Source organism: Vibrio bathopelagicus (assembly GCF_014879975.1).
In the GTDB taxonomy this organism is placed as follows: domain Bacteria; phylum Pseudomonadota; class Gammaproteobacteria; order Enterobacterales; family Vibrionaceae; genus Vibrio; species Vibrio bathopelagicus.
Map to the genome: position 1 here is coordinate 184,406 of NZ_CP062501.1, position 23,346 is coordinate 207,751.

20 protein-coding genes are annotated in these 23,346 nt (G+C 44.6%); 11 read left to right on the forward strand and 9 right to left on the reverse strand.

The genetic code is table 11. The annotated features are described in order from the left end of the window. Window positions 1-202: 202 nt before the first annotated feature. A complete protein-coding gene (locus IHV80_RS17280) occupies window positions 203-691 on the forward strand; it encodes an Lrp/AsnC family transcriptional regulator (RefSeq protein WP_017106073.1) in 489 nt (162 codons plus the stop codon). Window positions 692-786: 95 nt separating this feature from the next. On the opposite strand, the gene IHV80_RS17285 is transcribed toward IHV80_RS17280, so the two are convergent. Continuing rightward, window positions 787-1,491, reverse strand: coding sequence for a DUF445 family protein (locus IHV80_RS17285; RefSeq protein ID WP_017100472.1), 705 nt, complete (start codon window positions 1,489-1,491; stop codon window positions 787-789). A gap of 299 nt (window positions 1,492-1,790) precedes the next feature. Next, window positions 1,791-3,641, reverse strand: coding sequence for an ABC transporter ATP-binding protein (locus IHV80_RS17290; protein ID WP_192891599.1), 1,851 nt, complete (start codon window positions 3,639-3,641; stop codon window positions 1,791-1,793). Between the two features lie 613 nt (window positions 3,642-4,254). Here IHV80_RS17290 and IHV80_RS17295 point away from each other — a divergent pair. Beyond that, window positions 4,255-5,229, forward strand: a complete 975-nt coding sequence (locus IHV80_RS17295) for an arginine deiminase-related protein (RefSeq protein WP_017106242.1) — start codon at window positions 4,255-4,257, stop codon at window positions 5,227-5,229. Between the two features lie 149 nt (window positions 5,230-5,378). On the opposite strand, the gene IHV80_RS17300 is transcribed toward IHV80_RS17295, so the two are convergent. The 5 genes from IHV80_RS17300 to IHV80_RS17320 all read right to left on the reverse strand — a co-directional run bounded on the left by IHV80_RS17300 (window position 5,379) and on the right by IHV80_RS17320 (window position 10,571). Further along, on the reverse strand, window positions 5,379-6,011 hold the full coding sequence (locus IHV80_RS17300) for an esterase/lipase family protein (RefSeq protein WP_192891600.1): 633 nt from the start codon (window positions 6,009-6,011) through the stop codon (window positions 5,379-5,381). Between the two features lie 115 nt (window positions 6,012-6,126). Continuing rightward, window positions 6,127-6,966, reverse strand: a complete 840-nt coding sequence (locus IHV80_RS17305) for a helix-turn-helix domain-containing protein (protein ID WP_192891601.1) — start codon at window positions 6,964-6,966, stop codon at window positions 6,127-6,129. Window positions 6,967-7,163: 197 nt separating this feature from the next. Continuing rightward, window positions 7,164-7,991, reverse strand: coding sequence for a GNAT family N-acetyltransferase (locus IHV80_RS17310; protein WP_192891602.1), 828 nt, complete (start codon window positions 7,989-7,991; stop codon window positions 7,164-7,166). Between the two features lie 139 nt (window positions 7,992-8,130). After that, window positions 8,131-9,753: a phosphoethanolamine transferase gene (locus IHV80_RS17315; protein ID WP_192891603.1), complete on the reverse strand. Its 1,623-nt coding sequence runs from the start codon at window positions 9,751-9,753 to the stop codon at window positions 8,131-8,133. Between the two features lie 233 nt (window positions 9,754-9,986). Further along, entirely contained in the window at window positions 9,987-10,571 is a 585-nt protein-coding gene (locus IHV80_RS17320) for a porin family protein (RefSeq protein ID WP_192891604.1), read from the reverse strand. A gap of 192 nt (window positions 10,572-10,763) precedes the next feature. On the opposite strand from IHV80_RS17320, the gene IHV80_RS17325 reads away from it, so the two are divergent. Then, window positions 10,764-11,303, forward strand: coding sequence for a hydrolase (locus IHV80_RS17325; RefSeq protein WP_192891605.1), 540 nt, complete (start codon window positions 10,764-10,766; stop codon window positions 11,301-11,303). 37 nt (window positions 11,304-11,340) lie between these two features. Beyond that, window positions 11,341-11,883: an AAA family ATPase gene (locus tag IHV80_RS17330; protein ID WP_192891606.1), complete on the forward strand. Its 543-nt coding sequence runs from the start codon at window positions 11,341-11,343 to the stop codon at window positions 11,881-11,883. Window positions 11,884-12,009: 126 nt separating this feature from the next. Here the strand turns inward: IHV80_RS17330 and IHV80_RS17335 are convergent, their stop codons facing one another. Then, complete coding sequence (locus tag IHV80_RS17335) at window positions 12,010-12,873, reverse strand: MurR/RpiR family transcriptional regulator (RefSeq protein WP_017062019.1); 864 nt, start codon at window positions 12,871-12,873, stop codon at window positions 12,010-12,012. Window positions 12,874-13,050: 177 nt separating this feature from the next. Next, entirely contained in the window at window positions 13,051-14,325 is a 1,275-nt protein-coding gene (locus tag IHV80_RS17340; protein WP_192891607.1) for an amino acid deaminase, read from the reverse strand. 176 nt (window positions 14,326-14,501) lie between these two features. Between IHV80_RS17340 and IHV80_RS17345 the strand changes: the two genes are divergently transcribed. The 7 genes from IHV80_RS17345 to IHV80_RS17375 all read left to right on the forward strand — a co-directional run bounded on the left by IHV80_RS17345 (window position 14,502) and on the right by IHV80_RS17375 (window position 23,288). Continuing rightward, entirely contained in the window at window positions 14,502-15,935 is a 1,434-nt protein-coding gene (locus IHV80_RS17345; protein WP_192891608.1) for an N-acyl-D-amino-acid deacylase family protein, read from the forward strand. 121 nt (window positions 15,936-16,056) lie between these two features. Next, the gene (locus tag IHV80_RS17350) at window positions 16,057-16,449 is read left to right on the forward strand and encodes a RidA family protein (protein WP_017065166.1); all 393 of its coding nucleotides are present in this window, start codon (window positions 16,057-16,059) and stop codon (window positions 16,447-16,449) included. Window positions 16,450-16,654: 205 nt separating this feature from the next. Next, entirely contained in the window at window positions 16,655-18,169 is a 1,515-nt protein-coding gene (locus tag IHV80_RS17355; protein WP_102566989.1) for a sodium:solute symporter family protein, read from the forward strand. Between the two features lie 125 nt (window positions 18,170-18,294). Beyond that, a complete protein-coding gene (locus IHV80_RS17360) occupies window positions 18,295-19,242 on the forward strand; it encodes a sugar kinase (protein ID WP_192891609.1) in 948 nt (315 codons plus the stop codon). 18 nt (window positions 19,243-19,260) lie between these two features. Further along, the gene (locus IHV80_RS17365; protein ID WP_017111230.1) at window positions 19,261-19,890 is read left to right on the forward strand and encodes a bifunctional 4-hydroxy-2-oxoglutarate aldolase/2-dehydro-3-deoxy-phosphogluconate aldolase; all 630 of its coding nucleotides are present in this window, start codon (window positions 19,261-19,263) and stop codon (window positions 19,888-19,890) included. Between the two features lie 174 nt (window positions 19,891-20,064). After that, window positions 20,065-20,760 carry an oligogalacturonate-specific porin KdgM family protein gene (locus IHV80_RS17370; protein ID WP_017111229.1) on the forward strand — a complete coding sequence of 232 codons (696 nt, stop codon included), beginning with the start codon at window positions 20,065-20,067 and terminating at the stop codon, window positions 20,758-20,760. A gap of 77 nt (window positions 20,761-20,837) precedes the next feature. After that, window positions 20,838-23,288 carry a family 20 glycosylhydrolase gene (locus IHV80_RS17375; RefSeq protein WP_192891610.1) on the forward strand — a complete coding sequence of 817 codons (2,451 nt, stop codon included), beginning with the start codon at window positions 20,838-20,840 and terminating at the stop codon, window positions 23,286-23,288. Window positions 23,289-23,346: the final 58 nt, after the last annotated feature.

Genomic DNA, 23,346 nt, shown 5'->3' on the forward strand with positions numbered 1-23,346 from the left:
TATTTGTTATTTGGGTCAATTTTATAATAATTTGTTAATAACTAGAAGATGATTTATAAGGCATGTTATCAGTTTGTGTTGATTTATATTCCATATGAATGTTGACTGCGCATTTAGTTTTTTAAATGTGTGAGCGGGGTTTTGCTCCATTTTGATCACTATGGAATATACTGAGCCGAATTTAGAATGTTTAAGGAATGTTATGTCTCAGCATCAACTCGATCGTATCGATAAAGAGATACTAAGAATTCTGCATATGAAAGGGCGTTTGCCCGTTGTTGAGTTGGCAAAACAAGTCAACTTAACCACTTCTCCATGTTCCGATCGGCTCAAACGATTGGAAAAAGATGGCTACATCACCGGCTATCATGCTGAGCTGTGTTCAGAGAAGTTAGGGCTCGATGTTCAAGTCTTTATCCATATTCGACTCGACCAAACGAGCTTCTCTATTTTTGATAAGTTTGCACAGGCTGTTGAGTTGATGCCGGAAGTGGAGGAGTGTTACTCCCTCTCGGGTGACTTTGACACCATGATCAAGGTTCGAGTGAAAGACATGAAGGCATACCAAGCGTTTATGGCAACCAAGCTGGGTACATTACCGGGCGTGATCCAGACTCGCAGCGAAGTGGTGATTGAAGAGCACAAGAAGGGCTTTGGCGTGAATCCTGAGTTGCTGGCAACCTTAAAGTAGGGCTGCCTCTTATGTTGGACATAAAAAATGGAAGCTAATAAGCTTCCATTTTTGTTGAACGTTAGATAAAGAGCAATCCGATAAACTTGTCCAGTTTACAGCGTAATTGCCGCAGAGATTAAGCCAATCACACCACCGAATACACCGCCCCAAACCACTAGCCAACCAAGGTGCTTCTTGATCATGGTCTGAACCATCTCTTTCACGAGTTTTGGTGTTAACTCATTCAAACGCTGGTCGATGATCGCTTCAATGTTCTCTTTGATTTCATCCATCATGGCAGGCGATTCAAGTTCATCCTTGATGGCATTTTTTACCGAATCACTCTTGCTGATTTCAATCACAGACTCTTGCATCTTCTCCACAAAGGGCGCTTTCATCGGCTGTAGTGCTTCTGTTCCGCCAACCATTGCCAACATGCCACCAAACTGAGAGTTCTCGATAACATGAACCAGTGAATCGAATGCAGGGTTAAAGTCAATCTTCTTAATCACGGGCTCTAGATTGAGCGATTTTCCGGTCATCTCACTACTAAGGAAGCGGTCGATGTTACTTTCAGTAAAGAACTGTTCCATCATTAGTTGCTTAATAGCGGCCTTGAACTCTTCAAAACGAGCTGGAATGACACCAGAACCGTATAAGCCGGGTACTTTTTCGAACAACATGTGAATCGCAAGCCAGTTGGTGATGGCACCTGAAAAGGCGAATAGGCCTGCATAAAGCAAGTATTGGTTTGCTGTCGCATAGCCGCCAGCAAGCAGTGCTAACGCAATAACGTTAGTTAAGACACTTTTGTTCATGGTTGATCTCTAGAAAGAATACTGCGCGCATTTTAAGAAAAAAACGCCAAGAAAAAAACAAAAGGATCGATGAAGTTTATGGGACAGACGAAAACAGATGAGAAAGGGGCGAAGATTGACAGGCATAAAAAAGGCTAGCCTCCCCCCGAAGTCTAGCCTTATTCCAGAACGCGCAAGCGAAGCGTCTTGATCTGTTATCGCTATTATATAATTACGACATAACATTCTGCCACGTGTAATTTACCAGCAGTTAACAATTTGGTGTGAAACACGCCGCACTATTTAAAATAGCACATAAATTAAGCACTCGTTTTGTGTTCAAGGTCGTCAGCGATGAAGCCGCCGGTTTGATGATTCCACAATTGAGCGTAGATACCGTTTTGGCTAATGAGCTCTTGGTGCGTGCCTTCTTCAACGATATTACCTTGGTCAAGTACGATCAAACGGTCCATTGCTGCAATGGTCGATAGACGGTGTGCAATCGCGATTACTGTCTTGCCTTCCATCAACTCAATTAAACTCTCTTGAATCGCAGCTTCAACCTCTGAATCGAGTGCTGATGTTGCTTCATCCAGCACCAACAGCGGTGCATTCTTCAGAAGTACCCGCGAGATAGCCACACGTTGACGTTGACCACCAGAAAGCTTAACGCCTCGCTCACCTACTTGAGCATCGTAACCAATGTTGCCAAACGGGTCGGTTAGCGTTTCGATAAACTCATGAGCGTGTGCCTGTTTGGTTGCGGCATACACTTCTTCATCTGATGCATCAGGACGACCGTAAAGAATGTTTTCTTTGATCGAACGGTGCAGCAGTGAGGTATCTTGAGTCACCATGCCGATATTGCTGCGCAGTGAGTCTTGTGTCACCGCTGAGATCTCTTGGCCATCAATTAAAATTCGACCATTTTCTACATCGTGGAAGCGCAATAGCAAGTTAACTAATGTCGATTTACCTGCCCCTGAACGGCCAACCAAGCCCACTTTTTCGCCTGGCTTGATATTGAGGTTCAGGTTGTTAATCACGCCCTTATTCTCACCGTAGTTGAAGCTCACGTTGTCGAAGTTGATGCCACCTTGTGGCACTTTTAGTGGTTCAGCGCCTTTCTTGTCTTCGATAGCGATTGGCTTAGACAGGGTTTTAATGCCATCAATCACGGTGCCTAGGTTTTCAAACAGGCCGCCGATTTCCCACATGATCCATTTCGACATGCCGTTAATGCGCAGAGCCAAGCTGACTGCAATGGCTATCGCACCGACCGTGATTGCGTTATCTAGCCATAGGTAGATAGAGATACCGGCAATACTGAACACCAACAGGTAGTTCGCGAATTCAACACAGATGTTGAAGCCTGTTACCAAACGCATTTGGCGATGGACTGTGTCAAGGAAGCCTTCCATGCCTTCTTCGGCGTATTCGGTTTCTCTTTTACTGTGCGAGAACAATTTGACCGTTGCGATGTTGGTGTAGCTATCAACAATACGTCCTGTCATCAGTGAGCGTGCATCCGCTTGCTCTGAAGAGACATCTTTCAGCTTTGGCACGAAGTGCAGTTGAATACCGACGTAAATGAATAACCAAATCAACATTGGAGCCATTAAGCGCCAATCCGACTCGGCAAGCATGAACAGCATCGCTGTAAAGTAAACCGTCACGTAAACAAACACATCAACCATTTTGGTCACGGTTTCACGCACTGCGAGCGATGTTTGCATCACTTTAGTCGCAACGCGTCCGGCAAAATCATCTTGATAGAACGACAAGCTCTGCTTCAAAAGATAGCGGTGCGCCAACCAACGAATCGACATTGGATAGTTGCCTAGCAAAGTTTGGTGAAGCAATAGCGAATAAACACTGATCAAGATTGGCATCACGACCAGTAACAGGATACCGAGCCCCATCAGAGTAGATTGGTTGTCTGCTAAGAAGGTGTCTGGGTTGCTTGTTGATAGCCAGTCAACCAGTTGTCCCATGTAACCGAACAGCGCGACTTCGATGATCGCGATGGTCATGCTCATCAAGCCGAGCAAGATCAACGGCTTTTCAAAACCTCGTGTGTAATGGCGGCAGAATGCCAGTATTCCAGTAGGAGGTTGTATCGGCTCTCCTTTTGGAAAGGCTTCAGTAAAGCCTTCAAATTTCTTGTACATAGTTTTCCCTTTATAAGCTACTGCATCTTTGAGCTAGAGCATCTTGATGTGCAGCTTTGTTTTTATAGTCTTGATTTGAATTTTTCAGTCTTAGTTTGAAATTATATAAGTGCCAATGCGTTCTTATAAGCATTAAGTCATTCGATGAATTTTGGTTTTTAGCTTTATTTTTAACTTTGGTTTAAGCACTTAGCTTTAATCACTTGGTTTTAAGACTAAACGCTTTGTTTAAGCGACGCAGGAAAGGCCCAAAGAGTGTCTTTCATGACGCTTATTTTAGATTGAAGTAGACAGGAAAAGTTAAGCTTATTTCAAACGTAATTGATGGCTATGCAACGATGATAATCCTAACGTTAAATGGATTAAATTGTAACCTAAACTCGTGGCAAGCTAGATAATGAAATTCGGATATTTATTCAGCAAGTTCTTAAACTGATATGCAAACTGTTGGTTCTTTCTGATGTGCTGTTATCTTGCAGTAAAAATTACCGAATAAACTGAGTTTTGCAGTAATTGTTTGGGATAAATATTCAAATCATTATTATTTTCAGTGAATATTGTCGTAACAACTTGTTTACAATTCTGAGGTAAATAAAAGATAGGGACGGTTGAGATGTTAAACCTACACAAAAAATCACTTCATATTACTAATGTTCAAAACGCCAATTGCGTTGTTATGGTGCCGCCAAAAGAATTTAAATTTAACGAAGAAACTGCACGTGATAACGAGTTTCAAAACAGAGTCAATCTGACCGAAGCTGAGGTTAAGCTAGAAACGATGGCCGAGTTTAAGACTATGGTCGCTTCGTTGCGTAAAGAAGGTGTGCAAGTTGTAGAGTTTGATTATCCAGAATTAGGCGTAGAAACGCCCGATGCCGTATTCCCAAACAACTGGTTCAGTACTTGTGGTGATGGCAGTTTATTCACTTTCCCTATGGCCTGTGAAAACCGTCAACATGAAGTTAAGCCACATGCTCTTATTGAAGCGCTAGAGGCGTCTGGTCGTATTGTAAACCATAGTGAGTCTATGGAGTCGTACGTTGCTCAAGGTTCTTATCTAGAGAGCACTGGTGTGATGGTGATAGACCATATCAATAAGACGATCTATGCTGCGCTTTCTCAGCGTTGTGATCGTGAAGTGTTAGAAGACTATGCGAAGCGTATTGGTTATTCACGCGTGGTTTCTTTCCAAACGGCATTACCGTCGGGTCAGCCGATTTACCACACCAATGTGATGATGGCGATTGGCGATAACTTCTGCGTGATTTGTGATGAAGTGATTCCAGAATTTGAGCGCCGCTTTGTGGTGAAATCCCTTGCTAAAGACAAGCAGGTTATCTCTATCTCGATCGATCAGATGAACCGATTCTGCGGCAACATTCTGCAACTGGAAACAGTGAATGGCGATAAGGTAATCGCGATGTCTCAATCGGCTTACGATGCATTCTCTCCCGCTCAGTTAGCTCAGCTTTCGACACACGGAAAGCTACTACCATTTAACGTGAAAACGATCGAAGACATCGGTGGTGGTTCGGTGCGATGCATGTTGGGTGAGGTGTTCTTGCCAACGCGAGTTAATCTCCTGTAGCAAGTATAGAAAGTGTAGCAAGCGACTGACTTCAGTCATGAATTTCTGAATACCACTCTCATAGCAGAGTGGTATTTTTGTATTGGTCTATCAGAAGTAAGAAGACAGAAACAAAACCAGAGCTAGATACAGGAGCTAACGGAAAAAAGCTATGAAGCGCTCTTAAAAGCCCTGTGTTCGATGAACTGAGTTGAGAGTGCGACCACTTCCTTAGAGTACACAAGCGCGGTGTGATTAAGCTTGAGGGCGCAAGTATCTGTCGCACCTCTCAGGTTGGCGTCTTCGAGAGTGACTGTGCCATCACCTGGGTTTCGGCCCAATACGATACGTCCAACACCAGCGTCGTAGGTACCCGTAATTACGCCAATTGGCACATCAATATCGTAGTCACCCAAGCCATCGCTTAAGATCATTTTGCTCGAACCAAATATAAAGCCAAGGCCATGATTCGACAGTGTTTTAGCGATAGTCGCGCCATTGTGTGGCGTGCCAGCGGTAATGATGCAGGTGTCTGCAAAGTCGGGTTGGTAGAACTTAAAGTAGTGACGAATGAGCAAGCCACCAAGAGAGTGGCCGAAGAAATAGACCTCATCATACTCATTAAAACGAGCATTCACGAAGCGATTGAGACGTTTGGCTGCAGAAGGAAAACGCAGCGAGTTGTAGGCAAACTTGTGCGTTGTAAAGCCACGTTTTTTGAAATTTCTATCCAGATATTGCATGATCAACGCAGGCATATATAGACCATGAATCAAAACTATATGTTTGTTTTTATTATTCATTTTTGTCCTCCGTCTGATGGTGTTTCCAGTATATTTAGTCGCAAATCTAAACTCAATAAAACTTGCTGCTAATGGGACACAAAAGACAGAGCGCTCGTTATAGATAAAGAGTGGGTTACTCCGATCTTACTCCACCATACACATCAATCGTTAAGCCACCTTCTTTGGCATAGGTATTCGGCGTTAATCCGATGGTTTTCTTAAGGTAGCGAATTAGGTGTGGCTGGTCGCTAAATCCAAACTGGTAGGCGACGTCTATCCAATCAATGTCTTCACAATTTCGTTTATACAAGTATTCGAGCATCGCCTCGAGGTTGTTCATCGATTGGCACTGTTTCAATGTCAGTCCTGTCACCTTGTTGAAGCTTCTCTCTAAAGTTCGTTGCGAGCAAAACAGTTTGTCGCCGAGCTCTGCAATCGGTGTTGTGCTAAGCACTTCTAACACCTTGTGGGTGAGTTCGCTGTGTCTGTCTGTTTTACCTGTCGATAGCCAAGGCAGCAGCAAACTATCCAATTGCTGACAACAGGCTTCAAAGTTAGTTTGAGCGAGCTTGATCAGCGACATGGCATCAGCCTTTGGATTACCTAACAAATTGGCGAGATCGATAGGGTTAACACAGTCTAGGCTGGAGTGCGGGCAGTCCGGAATATTTAACGAGTACAAGGCGCCAACATGAAACTTGATACCCAAATGAATAAACGGCTTCGAGTGGTCCAGTTCAATCGCTTTATGGTGCGGCAACAGCAAATGGCTGCCAATCCCTTGATCGACTTGTTGCTCTATTGTGTAGTGATAAGACTGCTCGTTTGGAGATAGAATCAAATGTGCTGAAGGATCAGGGTTAAGCTTGGGATACTGATGAGTTTGAGCATCAGGCGTCTTCTCGATCAACCAATAGCAATCAATGTATTGAGCAACAACTGAGGATTTCGGAGACTGTAACCAATTGATCATTCGGCATTCTATTTGAGGTTAGCGTTGTAATAACTATATGTGTCTATCGTTGGGGAAGATAGTTTTCTCTTTGCTGAACACGTAATGACTAACCAACAACAATAAAGCCCATAACCGTTGTATGTATAGAGTCATAGTTATGGGAGTTATTTATGTTGGCTTCGCTCGGGCGAAGAGTAAGTCGTTAAAGTCGAATCCTAGCTAAAATCGAACTGTAGGATTCGGTTTTTCGATGACAAACCAGCACGAGCGATCGCTTTCTGCGCACCAATGTTGCTGCTTTCTGTAGAACACATCGCTTCCAAACCTTGGCTGTTGGCGTGTTGTGTTAGAAAGTTCAGCACGCGTGTTGCTAAGCCTTTTCCACGTTCTGCTTGCGCGACAATCATACCCAAGTCTGCAAACTGCGTTTGGTGTTCATCGAATTTACGGCACTCTCCTGTAGCAAGAATACTGTCGCTTTCCCAGTAGCCCCATAGCTCCTGGCGGGCAATCAAATTACCGTAGTAACCAGTGAGCCACTCTTTTGGTGCGCCAATCGCTGATGAAGCAAATTCCACTAGCTTATCGAGTTGCTCTTCCGTCGCGAGAGTCATCTCGATGTCTTCAATACGACCCGAATTACGACTAGAGTTAGCTTCTTGGTCTTGGCGATACATCAATGAGTTCACTTTAAATGAACCGGTGTTATCCATGCATAGTGACAAGTATTGCGGCTCTGCCGTGCTCACGAATGCGCCTTTAACATCACCAATCACAGAGCTGTTGTTTTCGATGATTAAGGTGAACAAGTCGGCAATATTCGCGCTGGCTGTTGGTGCTAGGAAAAACTGAAGCAAGTAGCCTTCACCATTCAACACGCAATAGCCCATAAGCGTGTCGTCTTCGTAAAAGCCGTAATGGTCTGACACTGGTACAAAGCCGAAGTGCCACATGCCATCAAGTGGGGTTGTTGAATCAGAAAAGTAAGCCGTTTTAAGTTCGCTTAAGTCGCTAAGTGTTGTGATTTTTTTGATGTCTAACATCGTGTTAATTCCTGTTGTTTCAATGGCAGCAAGTGTAGGCGAGTGCTTTAGGCAGGTATTGAACAAAACCGACAGTTTTAGATGGAACGTAAAAGGGGCTCATACAATGAGCCCCTTTAAAATCAGCATTTGAAGAGAACTAACGACACGGTGCGAAGATGTCTTGGCTCGCTCGGTATTCTTTGGTTTGCACGTCCATCAAGCCAAGCAAGGAGTCGAACAGGTTATCGTGAGAAAAGCTCTGCTCCTTTCCTGCTTTACGCAAACACGTATCACTGATTCCTTTCTCGGCCGCGAAGCCATCCGACATCCACATGATCATAGGAACGTGGGTTTGCTCTTTCGGTGCCAGCGAATAAGGCATGCCATGTAAATAGACGCCATTTTCTCCTAGTGATTCGCCATGATCGGACACGTACATCAACGCGACGTTGTATTTGTCGGTCAGTTTCTCAAGCTTTTGCATCGCTTGTGAAAGAAAGAAGTCCGTGTACAAGATGGTGTTGTCGTAGGTGTTAACCACTTCTGCTTTGGTGCAGTTTTCAATGTCGGCGCGAGCGCAATCAGGTGTGAATTTCTTGTGCTCTTCAGGGTAACGTTCAAAGTAAGTTGGCCCGTGAGATCCCGAAATATGATAGAAAATGATGCTATTTTGCGTGAGATCTTGAGTATCTTGTTCGAAGTTCTCTAGCATTGCTGTGTCGTAGCACACATCGTTGTTACATAGGGGGTCACTGTCTTTGGCGACGAGAGTCATCTCTTTGATTCGGTGTGCGACCGCCTTGTCTCCACCATCGTGCTCTCGCCAGATAGAGTGAATTCCCGCACGATTCATAATATCGACCACGTTGTCTTGGTTGTAGGCTTTGTCGCGGTCGTAGTTGCTGCGGTTCATGTTAGAGAACATGCATGGTACAGAAACGGCGGTGGCTGTTCCGCACGACTGAACATCAGAGAAAAATATCGGGTTGTAAGGCTTGGTATAAGCATTGGTTTCACGCTCATAGCCATGATATTGGTAGTTGTACACGCGAGCGGTTTCGCCAAGCACAAACACCAGTAAGGTCGGCTTGGTTGCCGCTTGGGCTTGTGTTGTTTGCTTCGCATCTAACCCTAATTCTTGATAGGGGATAGGCTCTTTGATGTAGGTATTATTGATGTATTTGACCGTTGATGCCACGTACTCGGTCGGAATAATCATCTTTTTGATGTGCGAGTTATTACGACCAATCGATACGTAATCCTTATAGAAAAGTCCGGCAATAATCGCAATAACGATCAAGGAAGAGAGTAGTCCAATCGATTTCCAGACAAAGAAATCTTTCCAAGACTCTTTTTCAAGTTTGGTAACCAACAAGATGATTGATGGAATGCCGCCCATCGCAAGTAACCATAAGATCGAGTGACCACTGATATAGCTTGCAGCTTCACCGCTATTGGTTTCGAAGACGTTCTCTATCATGCCGTAATCGACGAATATGCCGTAGTTAAACATGCTGTAGCTGACGAGTGTTGAAGTAACTAGCAATAAGATGAAAAACGGCTTAGAGAATATCGGCCAATTAAAGACTTGGAAGATGAAATTGAAGGCAGCAAGGAAGAAGATAGGGATGGATATAAGAAACGCGATACTTTCAGACTTTGATGCCTGAACAATACTAAACAGTTCGAGGGAGAGAGGGATGTTGATGATAAGCAGATAATACACAGCCAACACAAAAGGCAGCTTGTTTATCGACATGTTTAAGCTTGGAAGGTTCATAGATTTTGTTTTCCTGCGTCTCTTATCCCTTTATTTTAGTCTCGCTACCAAGAAAGCTCTAATATCAACGCATAAAGCTCAATAAGTGATGGCGAGCGATAAACCAACTAAAGTGAAATGACGCGATAGGGCGTGTAGAAACAAAAAATTCACTTTACTGAGTGACCTTCATGACAAGGTGGAACAGCAAAGTGAATTAGTATGTTCAGCTTATTCTATGCGACTCAATCACATTAGAAGTTGTATGAACCACCGAAGCTAATGCTGTTGAAGGCAAGCGTTTTGTCTTCAGTTTTCAATGCACTGTTGTTTCCAATGTAGTAGTTTTCAACACTAACAGCGTCTGCTTGTGAGATTAGGCGTAGTGTTAGATGTTCGATTGGCGTGTATTCAACACCGACACCAAAGTGGAAACCAGTACCGCTATCATCATCGTAACCAGCGCTCTTGTTTGCGTTTAGGTCAACAGAGCTTAAACCTGCTAGCACGAATGGACGGATCGTGTTGTCGAACGTATAACCTAGGTTTGCTGACAAAGAAATAGACGTCGGAGACAGTTTCGCAGCACCCTTTTTGTAGTCTGCGTAATCGTTGTAGCCAAGTTCCACACCTACGATACGGTTGAATTGGTAGCCGCCATATAGGTTGTAGCCCATGCCATCTGAATCTAAACTACCTTGACCATCGGTATCAGAATCTTGGTAGACACTAAGTCCGCCACCAATGTAAGCGCCGCCGTCAGTACCTGCTGCTAAAGCTGGAAGAGAAACTGCGCTGATTAAGCCCAGTGCTAATGCTGATTTCGTTATCTTGTTCATCTTTCTTACTCACTCTTAAATGTCATGCCAGTATCAATAATTTTTGTTTTGCGATCTTTCGACCGTTGGTGAGTATTATTCCGTAGTCTTATACCTATTACTGTATGGCTTTGTAAGCTAAATCGTTACATAGTAGAAAACATACTCATTAGATTGCGTAGTGAGTTAGGCTGCCAAAAACAAGGAATACACATGCTAATGAGACAAAACACAGGGTTGGTGATTGTGGACGTACAAGGCAAGCTTGCACGCCTCGTTGATGACAGCGATGCGCTGATTGCTAATTGTGGGAAGTTAATTCAAGGAGCGCAGGTTTTGGGGCTACCAATCGTTCGTTTGGAGCAGAATCCAGAAAAGCTAGGTGATACAGTCGACGAACTTAATGACTTATTGAACGATATTAAGCCGATACCGAAATTTACGTTCAACGCGTGTGATGAACCTAAATTTGTTGAGGCTGTGCAAGCCAAGGGTGTGGATACGTGGTTGGTGTGTGGCATTGAGGCTCATATTTGTGTCTATCAAACCGCAATGGGGTTGTTAGACCTTGGGTACAAGGTTCAGGTAGTTGGCGACTGTATTAGCTCGCGAACGGCACTCAACAAGGATCTGGCAATCCGTAGACTAACGGATGCTGGTATCCAAATCACAGGGTTGGAAATGAGCTTATACGAACTGGTGAAAGATTGCCGAGCCTCAGAGTTTAAACACATCCTATCCCTTATTCGTTAACTTGAGCTTCGTTAAATTTCCCCTTGAAGAGGTTCATTTGAATAATCTAATCGTATTTACTGGTGGACCGGGATCTGGCAAAACCTCAGTCATCGACGCTTTGAAAAGTCAGGGATATCGCTGCGCACCCGAGGTTGGGCGTAAAGTGATTCAACAACAAGTCGAGCAACAAGGGAATGCTTTGCCATGGTTAGATAAAGTGGCCTTTCGTGATGAGATGGTGCGAGAAGAGTTAGCTAATTACCAAGTTTTCGAATTGAGTGAGCAGCTGGTTTTCTTTGATAGAAGTATCGTGGATTCATATGGTTACAGCTTGTTAGAAACGCTGCCTATTCCTCAATTCTTGTTGAATAGCTGTAATGAACTTGAATACAACAGTAAGGTATTTATCTTCCCGCCATGGGATTCGATTTTCATCAATGATCAAGAACGTAAACAAGATTTCGACGAAGCGATCGCCACTTATGAAAATATGGTGACAGCCTATAATCAATTCGGCTATCAGCTGGTGGAAGTGCCCAAGTTATCTGTTGAGGAAAGAGTCGAGTTTATCTTAGCTTCAATTGACTCAGGCGAGTGATTTCCAGAAAAACCACAACTAAAAAAGCCCCACAGCATCGACTCGCTTGAGTGGTTGCTGTGGGGCTTTTCTATTGATACTGATTCGTTACTTTCCTAGTCGTATAACGCTTAGTCTCAGGAACGTTTAGTCACCAAGAGGTTGTCGGTCGCCTCCGCCTCGGTAAGAGTCTAGCGCGACCTTCAAGCGGCGCAGTTTGTCGCGCGAACGGTTCTTATGGTTGACTGCGATTCCCATAGAAAGCACATCCACCAACGCCAACATGGCGTAGCGAGACGCCGACGGCTTGTAGATGAAGTCAGTTTCCATATGCTTGATGGGTAACAAGATATCGGCAATCTTTGCCAGCGGTGTGTCTTGTGGGGTAATTGCGATGATCTTAAGTCCGTACTGCTTGGCTAATTCGGCAGTTTCAGTGATTACTGGCGTAAAACCGGTTGCTGAGATCATCACCATCACATCATTGGCATCTGCTGTAGCGGCAACCATGCGTGACATTAAGCCATCGTTATAAGAGACCACCGGGTAGCCCAGTCGGAACAGTCGATGTTGCAGCTCTTGAGAAGCGATAGTCGAACCACCACCCATACCGATAGCAATGATCTGTCTGGCGTTATGCAGCCAGCTCACCGCAGTTTCAACGTCTTGTTCTTTGAATAGAGTGCGGTTGATGTCTAGGCTCTGCTTGATCGATTCGTAGATACCTTGATAGCCAGTTTGGTCAACAGGTTCGAGAATAAAACGCTGGCCGACTGTCAGTGTCTGAGCCAACTTAATCTTCATATCACGTACGTTGCTGCAGCCGATAGCCTTAGCAAAACGCGTAATGGTGGCTTCACTCACTTGAGCACTTTCAGCAAGCTCTGTGATGCTGGCATTGGCAGCAAAATCAATGTCGTCCATGATTAGCTTAGCAACTTTCTTCTCTGCATCACGAAGAGCGGGAAAACGCTCTGTTATCTGTGAAATGATATCTACTTCTAAACTCAAGAATCCTGATCCTTTGTTGATGGGGCTAACCGTTATGGCTTAGTTTTTAATAGCTTAGCTCGTAAGAACAAAGCTATTTAGAACTAGGCTATTTGGCATTAAGCCATTTAAAACTAAGCCTTAGCCCCGTTAGTATATCTTATTGTTTCGTTGATTCTAGCTTATCGAAAAATTGAACTAGAAGCAGGTTTCTACCCAGTGGGTAACCTGATGTTCGTCATCGCTGATGGCAATGTAGCGCCATTTGTCGAAGGTTAAACACGGGTGTGAGGTCGAGAACGCAATCATGTCGCCCACTTCAATTTCAGAAGAACCGTCGGTTTCAACAAAGGTATGTTGATCCATCACGGCAGTAGAGGTTAAGCCTTTCACTGATATAGCTTCGCCGTTGCGATAGCCGCGCTCTGCAATCGGTAAACCCGCATCAAAGGCCACATCACGCTTGCCTAGCCCAACCACTAGCTTGGTAGGCTCTGGGCGAGAGATTACATACGCCCACACCTCAAGCGCCGATTCTAAATCACCACCCAATTCACACGCATAGCCTTGATTAACTTGGGCGCGTTGCAACACCTTGCTTTGGGCATCTAGGTAGATCCCAGTATCGTGAATGGCGTAACAACCTGGACGAATGATCGCCAAATAATCGGTTAAATTCGCCAAACATTCCGCAACTACGTCATACCAAGCGGAACCTGCACCCGTGATAATCGGTTGCCCTGCAATCAGTCCATCTGATGTGAGGCTTTCGACAGATGCTAGTGCCTGATTTAAGAAGGTACGAATATCTTGCTCTGCGTTATCACCGTGAATTACCCCCTCATACACCTCAATTCCTGCTAGCGAAAGAGATGGTGAGTTCTGGATGGTTTGAGCCAGTTCTAGAACCTCTTGCGGTGAACGACAACCACAGCGACCACCCGGTACGCCAAACTCGATCAGTACCTTTAGCGTCTGTTTTTTGTTGGCGAAATATTGGTTAAGTTGCTGCACGTTGACTGATGAATCCACGCAACAATAGAAATCGATATCGAACTCGCGAATAAGTTGTTCAACGATTGCCATGTTGGTTTTACCTACCAATTGGTTGGCCATAATGATTCTTTTCGCACCAGCCATGGCTGCAATTTCAGCCTGTGCAGGGGTTGCTACCGTGATACCCCAAGCGCCATTTTCGAGTTGTTGGCGGAAAAAAGCAGGTGTCATGGATGTTTTGCCGTGTGGCGACAATTTAACTTGATGGTGATCGGCGAATGACTGCATCCAATTCAAGTTATTGGTCAAGGCCGATTGCTTAATAGCTGCAACAGGAAGCGAGATATCTTCGTTAATCAATCGATAAACACCGTTCTCAGGTTGTGATATCGCTCTCCCTTTTTGGCCTCTTTCAGTTAAGACAAAACCTTCTTTTTGATACTTTCTAACATTTTCTTGTGCTGGGCTATGTTTCATTACTGATTCCTAACATGATTTAAGTTGTTGTTATGTAATGTATTAATATATCTACAATCTGATTTTTGGTAGAAACTATCACACAAATTAAAATATTATGTGTGTTTTGTCACTGAAAATAATCGGCTGGATTCTTAATATAGCTCCATCAACACAGTGGATTGAGAGAGTGAAAAATGTTGTTCGATACGATAATCAAAAATGTAGAGGTGTTTGACGGCACCGGCGAACAATCGTTTTGTGCCGATGTAGCAATCCGTGATGGAAAAATCGCCGAAATTGGTCAAATCGATCATGAAGATTGTGGCCAACTAGTAGAGGGAGCAGGCTTAGCATTGGCTCCTGGTTTTATTGATGTACACACACATGACGATACCAATGTAATTCGTTACCCAGATTGCCTGCCTAAGATCAGCCAAGGTGTCACAACCGTGATTGTTGGTAACTGTGGTATCAGTGCATCACCAACCGTTTTGGCTGGTGATCCACCTGACCCAATGAATCTTTTAGGCGCACAAGCTGACTTTAAATACCCAACCTTTGCGGCGTACGCACAAGCGGTAGAGCAAGCTCAACCGGCTGTAAACGTAGCAGCATTAGTCGGTCATACGACATTACGTAACCAAGTGATGGACGACCTGCAACGCACTGCAAGCGAAGACGACATCGCAGCGATGCAAACCAACCTTGATTTAGCGATGGAGCAAGGCGCATTAGGTTTGAGCTCTGGCCTGGCTTACGCAAGTGCTAAACAAGCGAACGCTAACGAAGTGATGCAGTTAGCGAAAGTGCTGTCTAGCCATGGCGGCATCTATACCACGCATATGCGTACCGAATTTGAAGAGATCTTAAGCGCGATGGAAGAAGCGTTTGAGACAGGACAATACGCGAAAGTGCCTGTTGTTATCTCCCACCTTAAATGTGCTGGTGCGGGTAACTGGGGTAGAACCGTTGAAGTACTCGACTTAATGGACAAGGTTTCTGAGCACCAAGATGTGTCTTGCGACTGCTACCCATACTCTGCGAGCTCTTCGACATTAGATTTGAAACAAGTGACCGACGATTTCGACATCTTCATTACTTGGTCTGAAGCAAAACCAGAACATGCAGGCAAAACGCTGAAGCAGATTGCTGATGAAATGACCCTACCCCTGATGGACGCAGCAAAAGCGCTTCAACCTGCGGGTGCGGTTTACCACTGCATGGATGAGAACGACGTAAAGCGTGTATTGAAATATAAACTGACCATGGTCGGTTCAGACGGTTTACCTAATGACCCGCATCCACACCCAAGATTGTGGGGTACCTTCCCGAAAGTTCTAGGTCACTACTGCCGAGATGAAAAACTGTTCTCGTTGCCAGAAGCGATTCACAAGATGACTGGAATGTCGGCTCAGCGTTACAACTTAGCTGGCCGAGGCGAAGTTCGCTGTGGTGCCTGTGCTGATTTAGTTTTATTTGATCCAAAGAATATTAAAGACACAGCAACATTTGAAAATCCTATTTCAGTTGCTGAGGGAATAGAATGCGTATTTGTAAATGGTGAGTTAACTTACCAGCAAGGAAAAGTAAAAAATAATCGTTCAGGTGTTTTTATTTACCGAAACTAGAATTTGAATTATTTATTAAATTCAGGTGATTATAAAAACGGCGAATTAAATTAAATATATTGGAATAGAATTTGTTTTATCTATAAATCCAATGTTATCTATAAATAAGTGGAGTTAAAAAATGACTATTAAACGTTACGGTGTTGAAGGCGGTACAGGTACAGGCGGACAACATTTACCATTTGCACGTGCAACTGAAGCAGGTGGTTTCCTATACGTTTCTGGCCAGACACCGATGACAGATGGTGAAGTGGTTGAGGGTGGCATTGTTGACCAGTCTCGCCTAGCGATCCAAAACTGTGTCGATATCATGACTGAAGCGGGCTACGGCCTAGAAGACGTAATGCACGTAAAGGTTGTGCTAACGGATTCTCGTTACTTCCAATCTTTTAATAAGGTATTCAAAGAGTTCTTCGGTGCTAACCCACCGGCTCGTATCTGCATGGTCTGTGATCTAGTCGTAGACGTGAAAGTTGAAGTAGATGTGACTTGCTACCGCGCAGATCGCGTTTAATTATAACCTAATCACAATAACCTAATTAGAGAGTATTAGAGGGTAGTCATCCCTGTTATTATCTTTTAATACTCTCACCCTACATTTATAAAAATTACTTTAATTAGAATATACAAAACAAATAAAGTAATTATATGAAATATAAAATGAATGAATCATAAATAAAGTTCAGGAATGAGCTTAATATTTCACTGAGAGGTGTCAAATGAACAGCACACTTTTTCTTACAGGCTTCGGCGTGTACGTATTATTTTTAATTTGGTTAGGCTGGTTTGTCTCGCGTAATCAAAAATCTGGCGAAGATTTCTTATTAGGTGGCCGTGGCCTACCTATGTTCTTAGTACTTGGTACAACAGTAGCGACGATGGTTGGTACGGGTTCAAGTATGGGTGCGGTTGGCTTCGGCTACGCAAATGGCTGGGCAGGTGCTCTGTACGGCATTGGTGGTGCGATAGGCATCCTATTACTTGCACTTTGGTTTGCTCCGGTTCGTAAACTGAACTTCATGACCATGAGTGAAGAACTGGCTTACTATGTTGGCGCTAACCGCATCGTGAAAAACGTTGTAGGTGTACTGATCTTTGTTGCTTCAATTGGTTGGTTAGGCGCACACATTCTAGGTGGCGGCATGTATTTAGCGTGGATTGCAGACATCGATCTCAACCTAGCGAAAATCATTATTGCAGCGGCATTCACTATTTACGTGGTGATCGGTGGTTACACAGCGGTTGTATGGACCGATACCATTCAAGCTATTATTCTTTTTGCTGGCTTCATCTTGATGGCGGTAATGTCAGTTGATTACATCGGCGGCATGGATAACCTTTACGCTGCGATGGACCCTGCTGCTACGAGCTTTTTAGCAATCGATAAACTGGGTCTTCTGCCTGCTGTGTCTCTGGCTGTGGTTATTGGTGTGGGTGTACTGGCGACGCCTTCATTCCGTCAGCGTATCTACTCGGGTAAAGATGTATCAACCGTTCGTCGCTCATTTGTTGCATCGGGTGTGTTGTATCTTTTCTTCTCTATCATCCCTGCAATCATTGGTATGGCTGCGCATGCCATTGACCCATCATTGGATAACGCGAACTACTCGTTCCCTTATGTTGCTGCAACGGTGCTCCCGGTTGGCGTTGGCATGATTGTTCTTATCGCGGGTCTTTCCGCAACTATGTCGAGCGCAAGTTCAGATGCGATAGCAGGTGTTTCTATCCTACTTCGTGATGTTTACGTGATGTTCACTGGCCGCGTACCAAACAAAGAGTCAATGGTGAACTATTCTCGCTTGGCATTGATTGTGGTGATTGGTTTTGCACTGTTGTTCGCACTAACGTCAAACGACATCATTGGCTACATCACGAAAATGATTTCAACCGTAATGTCGGGCATGTTTGTGTGCGGTATGTTGGGTCGATTCTGGAAACGTTACAACTGGCAGGGTGCTCTTGCTACGCTAGCGGGTGCATCTGTGGCTTCATTTGTCGTAATGCTAAACGCAGACTACACGGCTTTCTGGGGTAACCCTGTGATTCCTTCTTGTCTAGTGGCTCTAACGGCTGGTGTGGTTGTAAGCTTATGTACTCCGGCTAACCAAGTGACACCAGAAATGGCAAAAGCAATTCTTGATGACGAGCGTGCTCTGATGGAAATGGAATTGTCAGACTCAGGTGTGCTTGAAGAAGAAGCGTCTTCTCAACGTCCTGCTAATCAAACAAGCTAATCTCAAACGCTCCGCAGCTAGTTAGTACAACAAACTCAGTACAACAAGTTGTGGAGTGGTTAGCTCAGGCTCTGCTTTTTGGTAGGGCCTTCTTCCCCATTTATCTCTCTATTTTAGGATCTGCTATGCCTGCATCTTCTAACTTCAATATTGCTTTCTTTGGCGAGTGCATGGTCGAAATCAGCGGCTCTCCATTAACCAAAAAATTCGGCGGTGACACGCTCAATACCGCACTTTACCTTTCTCGCTTAACCCAACATCAAAAGCTCTCTGTTCATTACGCGACGGGTCTGGGTAGCGATGAACTGTCTCAGAACATGGTTGATAACTGGCAGTTAGAGGGTATTCAAACCAATTTCGTTGAACGCATCCCAAGCAAGCTGCCCGGCTTGTACATGGTCGAAACCGACGAGACAGGCGAGCGACATTTTCACTACTGGCGCAACGATGCGGCGGTAAAGTTCTATTTTCAAATCGATAACTTAAACAAGCTTGAAATTGCCCTGACAGAGAAACAAGTCGACGCAGTTTATATCAGCGGTATCAGTATCGCGATTTTGGATGACACCTCTCGTGAGCGTTTATTCAAAGCTATTAGCGTGTTCTCAAACCAAGGCGGCAAGGTGATTTTTGATAACAACTATCGCCCGCAGCTTTGGAGCACTGAGCAAGCTCAACATTGGTACGCCAAGTTACTGCCGCTGGTGGACATCGCCTTGATTACCGAAGATGACGACCTGCTTGTATGGGGGAACTCAGAGAGCGTTCAACAACGCTGCCTCCGTTTGGGTTGCCAAGAGATCGTTATCAAGCGAGGCTGCGAGCCATGCAAGATTGTTCAAGTTGAACAGGGCAACATTGTTGAGAATTATGTCTCAGCGACTCGTGTTTCTAACGTGGTCGACACCTGCGCGGCGGGCGATTCATTCGCCGCGGGTTATTTAGCTGCGCGCCTTACTGGCGAGAGCGCTACCGACGCAGCCGAACTTGGCCACCAACTGGCTTCCATCGTTATTCAATACTCTGGCGCAATCATCCCCGTGAGCGCTATGAGCCAACTGATTAAAAAATAAAATAAAAGCGGAATTATTATGTCTCAAGAAATGATCAACAAACTTAAGCAATTCAAAGTTATCCCTGTTATCCAAATCAACAAGGTTGAACACGCGATTCCACTGGCAAAAGTGTTGGTAGAAAACGGCCTACCAGTTGCTGAAGTGACATTTCGCACTGAAGCGGCAGCAGACGCGATTCGTGCGATGCGTGACGCCTACCCAGAGATGTGTATCGGTGCTGGCACAGTATTAACGCCAGCGCAAATTGACCTTGCGAAAGAGTCGGGCAGCGAATTCATCGTAGCTCCGGGCCTGAATCCAAACACCGTAAAACGTTGCCAAGAAATCGGCATGCCAATCGTTCCGGGCGTAAACAACCCAAGCCAAGTTGAGCAAGCGCTGGAACTGGGCCTTAACTTCTTGAAGTTCTTCCCTGCAGAAGCGTCTGGTGGCATCAACATGGTGAAGTCTCTGCTAGCGCCATACGTTGATGTGTCTTTGATGCCAACGGGCGGTATCGGTAAACACAACGTCAATGACTACCTAGCAGTCGATCGCGTGGTGTGCTGTGGTGGTACTTGGATGGTCTCTCCAAAGATGATTGAGAACGAGCAGTGGGATGAGATTGCAGTGTTGGTTCGTGAAGCCGTTGAGTTGGTGAAATAGTTAAATTTAGATTTTATTAAAATAAATAATAGCTACTGAATATGAGCAGTAGCTATAAATACATTTCATACAATCAAAATAATTAATAAGAAATAAAAAGGTAGTCTCCGAATTTACACTTTTCTGCATATATCAATGTGCGGTGGGTTTTTATAATCATAATATCGGTGAACTATGAAAAAATTACTTCCTTTAACACTACTAGCATTATTACCAATGACCTCAACTGCCGGGGGTTATGTCGATTTAAGGGCAGAGTATCGAAGTACGACAGATCAGTATCGAAGTCGTTTTATTGTTGGTCACCATTTTGATAATGGGTATGGTTTAGAAACACTGACAAATGTTCGACATGCAGCGGGAGCGTATGACGAAACGAAGGTGATTAATACCGAGTTTACCCATTATTACACCTATGCCATCAATGACAATTTTATGCTGAACCCTGGCGTAGTGATGAATTTTCAAGGCTCAAATACCTTCTTGATGCCTTATCTAAAGCTTAATTACAACTTTGACAATGGGCTCTTTGTACATGGCCGTTATCGTTATGACTTTTCGACCGAAGCTTTAGTGAATGACTATGGCAATGAAGAGACAGCAAAGCGAAACCGTTATGATATTTGGACGGGATACAATACAGACAAATACATGATTTCGTATGCCTTTACGTATTTCGATCAGATTACGCATCATACGACAGAGCTCGCAACCGGCGATCTAAATGCCCGCGAGCATACCGTCAAAGCAGTCTACAAATGGAAACCAACAGTGAGGCCATACGCTGAAGTGGTTGATGCGGATACGGTGCAATCAGAAAACGATAAAACGGATTGGCGTTTCCGAGTTGGTGTTAATTTCTCATTTTAATACAACAGAGCCACATTATTTTTGTGAATAGGCTCTGATAAATAAAATACAATGAAAGTTATATAGGAAAATTAATAATGAAAAAAACTATATTGTCACTATTGATATCCGGTTCAGTAGTTTCTCCAATGGCTTTAGCAATGGCTCCAAATACAGACTTGAATTTAATGCCTTATCCACAAACTGTGGAATTAAAATCAGGCCAAGTGAAAGTAGATGGTAATTTTAAAGTTTATATCAAAGGCTTTAACTCTGACCGTGTCGAATATACGGCGAAACGCTTTATTGATCGCCTTGAGCGTCAGACGGGTGTGCCGATTCTAAATTGGCAGGTTGATAGTGAAGACGAAGCGAACCTGATCATTGATATCGACGCGGCGCCAAAATCTGAAGTACAAAATATCGACTCCGAAGAGTCCTACAAAATTACCACTCAGGGTGAGCAAATCACGTTGAGCGCACCAAGCCCATACGGCGCAATTCACGGCATCGAAACCCTTTTACAGCTCGTTGAAACCACAGCGACTGGCTACCATATTCCTGCCGTAACAATTGTCGATGAGCCTCGCTTCCGCTGGCGTGGTGTTTCTTACGATACTTCACGTCACTTTATTGAATTCGATGTGCTAATTCGTCAGTTAGATGCGATGGCTTCGGCGAAGATGAATGTGTTCCATTGGCACTTCTGGGACGACCAAGGCATTCGCATTCAAACCGAATCATGGCCGCGTCTGTGGTCTGAAACCGCTGATGGTAATTACTACACCAAAGACCAAGTTCGTTACCTAGTTGAGTATGCACGTAATCTTGGTATTCGTGTTATCCCTGAGGTCTCTCTACCGGGTCACTCTTCTGCCGTGGCTCATGCTTACCCACGCCTGATGTCTGGTGCAGAAGGTCAAAGCTATGATCAAGAGCGTGGCTGGGGCGTGTTTGAACCATTGATGGATCCGTTGAATCCAGAGCTTTATGACATGCTAGGTGATGTATTTGACGAAGTGACCGAACTGTTCCCTGATGAGTATTTCCATATCGGCGGCGATGAGCCGAATTACGCGCAATGGAAAAACAGCGAAAAGCACCAACGGTTCATTGAAGAGAACAATATCGATGGCGAGCGTGGTCTGCAGTCTTACCTCAATGTAAAAGTTGAGAAGATGCTCGAAGAGCGCGGTAAGAAGATGACCGGTTGGGATGAGATTTGGCATAAAGATCTGCCGACTTCAATCGTGATTCAAAGCTGGCAAGGACACGACAGCATTGGTCGTGCTGCGAAAGAGGGCTACCCAGGTATTCTTTCTACGGGTTATTACCTAGATCAACCTCAGCCGACTAGCTACCACTATCGCAATGATCCAATGCCAAGTGGCATCACAGTTGACGATAAGCTGCACAGCGGCGAAAAATTCGTGACGTACCAATGGCAGAAGCCTCGTTCAAAAGGCGGCCCACGTAAGGGAACACTGACTATCATTGAAGCGAAAGACGGCACTTTCCGCGCATTTAGTGATTACAACGGCAAGTCTCGCGAAGAGATCTTCATCCTTGATTATGTGCCGGGTAAAACCTTTGTTGGCCACTTCGATAACTTCATGTCGTACACCGAATTCAACCTAAATCTGAATTCAAATGGTTTTGCCGAAGGCAGTTACCAATTGGTCGGTAATGTACGTTGGCCAACTACAGGTGACGTGATTGCGAGCAGTGATGTTGAAGGCAGCGTGATTCCTGAACCGAATGGTGGTTACCCTGCGGAATTAACCGATAAAGAAAAAGAGCTTATCTTGGGCGGCGAGATCACTATGTGGCTAGAGAACAAAGACAGCCTCACGGTTGAAAACTACCTATGGCCGCGCAGCTACGCGATTGCAGAGCGCTTCTGGTCTGATGCAGAATTGACGGACGAACGCAGCATGTATAAGCGTATGAAGGCGATGGATACATGGTCTGAAGTGTCGGTTGGACTTCGTCATCATGCGGACGCTGACATGCTGTTAAAACGTATTGCCAAAGGGCAGGATATCCACGACCTGCGCGTGCTTGCGAAATATACTGAACCAGCACAGTACTATGCGCGCAACTGGGAGAAGTGGAATTCTACTGAACCTAAGGGCACTTTATACAGCCAATACGAGCGTCTAAACCGCTTCGTTGATGCTTTGCCAGTGGAAAGCTACGCCGTGTATGAGATGCAAGACTTGGTTAATGAAGTGGCGACAGGCAATCAACAAGCACTAGAGCAACTCGCTGAGCATTATCAGCAAGCAAAATCGGCTGCTCTTGCCGCTGAGACTGTCTTCGCAGGTAATGTGTCTTCGGTAGAGACTGTGGTGGTTGCAGAGAAAACCGCGGAAGTAGCAGACTTGGCGTTAACCTTGATTGCTAAAGCACAAGCGGGCGAAAAAGTTCGAGCATCAGATGCGAATGCCTACCAAGCAATACTGTCTGAATCAGCGAAAATCTATGATGAATCGATCATCGCGATTGTTCGCCCGACAGAGTTATTGTTGAAGCAGTTGGCTGAGTAAGTCGTTAACTGATTAGCGAATAAGTCACACGCCAATAAGTGAATCAAAACCGTCCTCT

Coding starts and splice junctions, on each gene's coding strand:
- IHV80_RS17280 (WP_017106073.1), top strand. CDS start 203: ATGTCTCAGCATCAACTCGATCGTATCGATAAAGAGATACTAAGAATT.
- IHV80_RS17285 (WP_017100472.1), bottom strand. CDS start 1,491: ATGAACAAAAGTGTCTTAACTAACGTTATTGCGTTAGCACTGCTTGCT.
- IHV80_RS17290 (WP_192891599.1), bottom strand. CDS start 3,641: ATGTACAAGAAATTTGAAGGCTTTACTGAAGCCTTTCCAAAAGGAGAG.
- IHV80_RS17295 (WP_017106242.1), top strand. CDS start 4,255: ATGTTAAACCTACACAAAAAATCACTTCATATTACTAATGTTCAAAAC.
- IHV80_RS17300 (WP_192891600.1), bottom strand. CDS start 6,011: ATGAATAATAAAAACAAACATATAGTTTTGATTCATGGTCTATATATG.
- IHV80_RS17305 (WP_192891601.1), bottom strand. CDS start 6,966: ATGATCAATTGGTTACAGTCTCCGAAATCCTCAGTTGTTGCTCAATAC.
- IHV80_RS17310 (WP_192891602.1), bottom strand. CDS start 7,991: ATGTTAGACATCAAAAAAATCACAACACTTAGCGACTTAAGCGAACTT.
- IHV80_RS17315 (WP_192891603.1), bottom strand. CDS start 9,753: ATGAACCTTCCAAGCTTAAACATGTCGATAAACAAGCTGCCTTTTGTG.
- IHV80_RS17320 (WP_192891604.1), bottom strand. CDS start 10,571: ATGAACAAGATAACGAAATCAGCATTAGCACTGGGCTTAATCAGCGCA.
- IHV80_RS17325 (WP_192891605.1), top strand. CDS start 10,764: ATGCTAATGAGACAAAACACAGGGTTGGTGATTGTGGACGTACAAGGC.
- IHV80_RS17340 (WP_192891607.1), bottom strand. CDS start 14,325: ATGAAACATAGCCCAGCACAAGAAAATGTTAGAAAGTATCAAAAAGAA.
- IHV80_RS17345 (WP_192891608.1), top strand. CDS start 14,502: ATGTTGTTCGATACGATAATCAAAAATGTAGAGGTGTTTGACGGCACC.
- IHV80_RS17350 (WP_017065166.1), top strand. CDS start 16,057: ATGACTATTAAACGTTACGGTGTTGAAGGCGGTACAGGTACAGGCGGA.
- IHV80_RS17355 (WP_102566989.1), top strand. CDS start 16,655: ATGAACAGCACACTTTTTCTTACAGGCTTCGGCGTGTACGTATTATTT.
- IHV80_RS17360 (WP_192891609.1), top strand. CDS start 18,295: ATGCCTGCATCTTCTAACTTCAATATTGCTTTCTTTGGCGAGTGCATG.
- IHV80_RS17365 (WP_017111230.1), top strand. CDS start 19,261: ATGTCTCAAGAAATGATCAACAAACTTAAGCAATTCAAAGTTATCCCT.
- IHV80_RS17370 (WP_017111229.1), top strand. CDS start 20,065: ATGAAAAAATTACTTCCTTTAACACTACTAGCATTATTACCAATGACC.
- IHV80_RS17375 (WP_192891610.1), top strand. CDS start 20,838: ATGAAAAAAACTATATTGTCACTATTGATATCCGGTTCAGTAGTTTCT.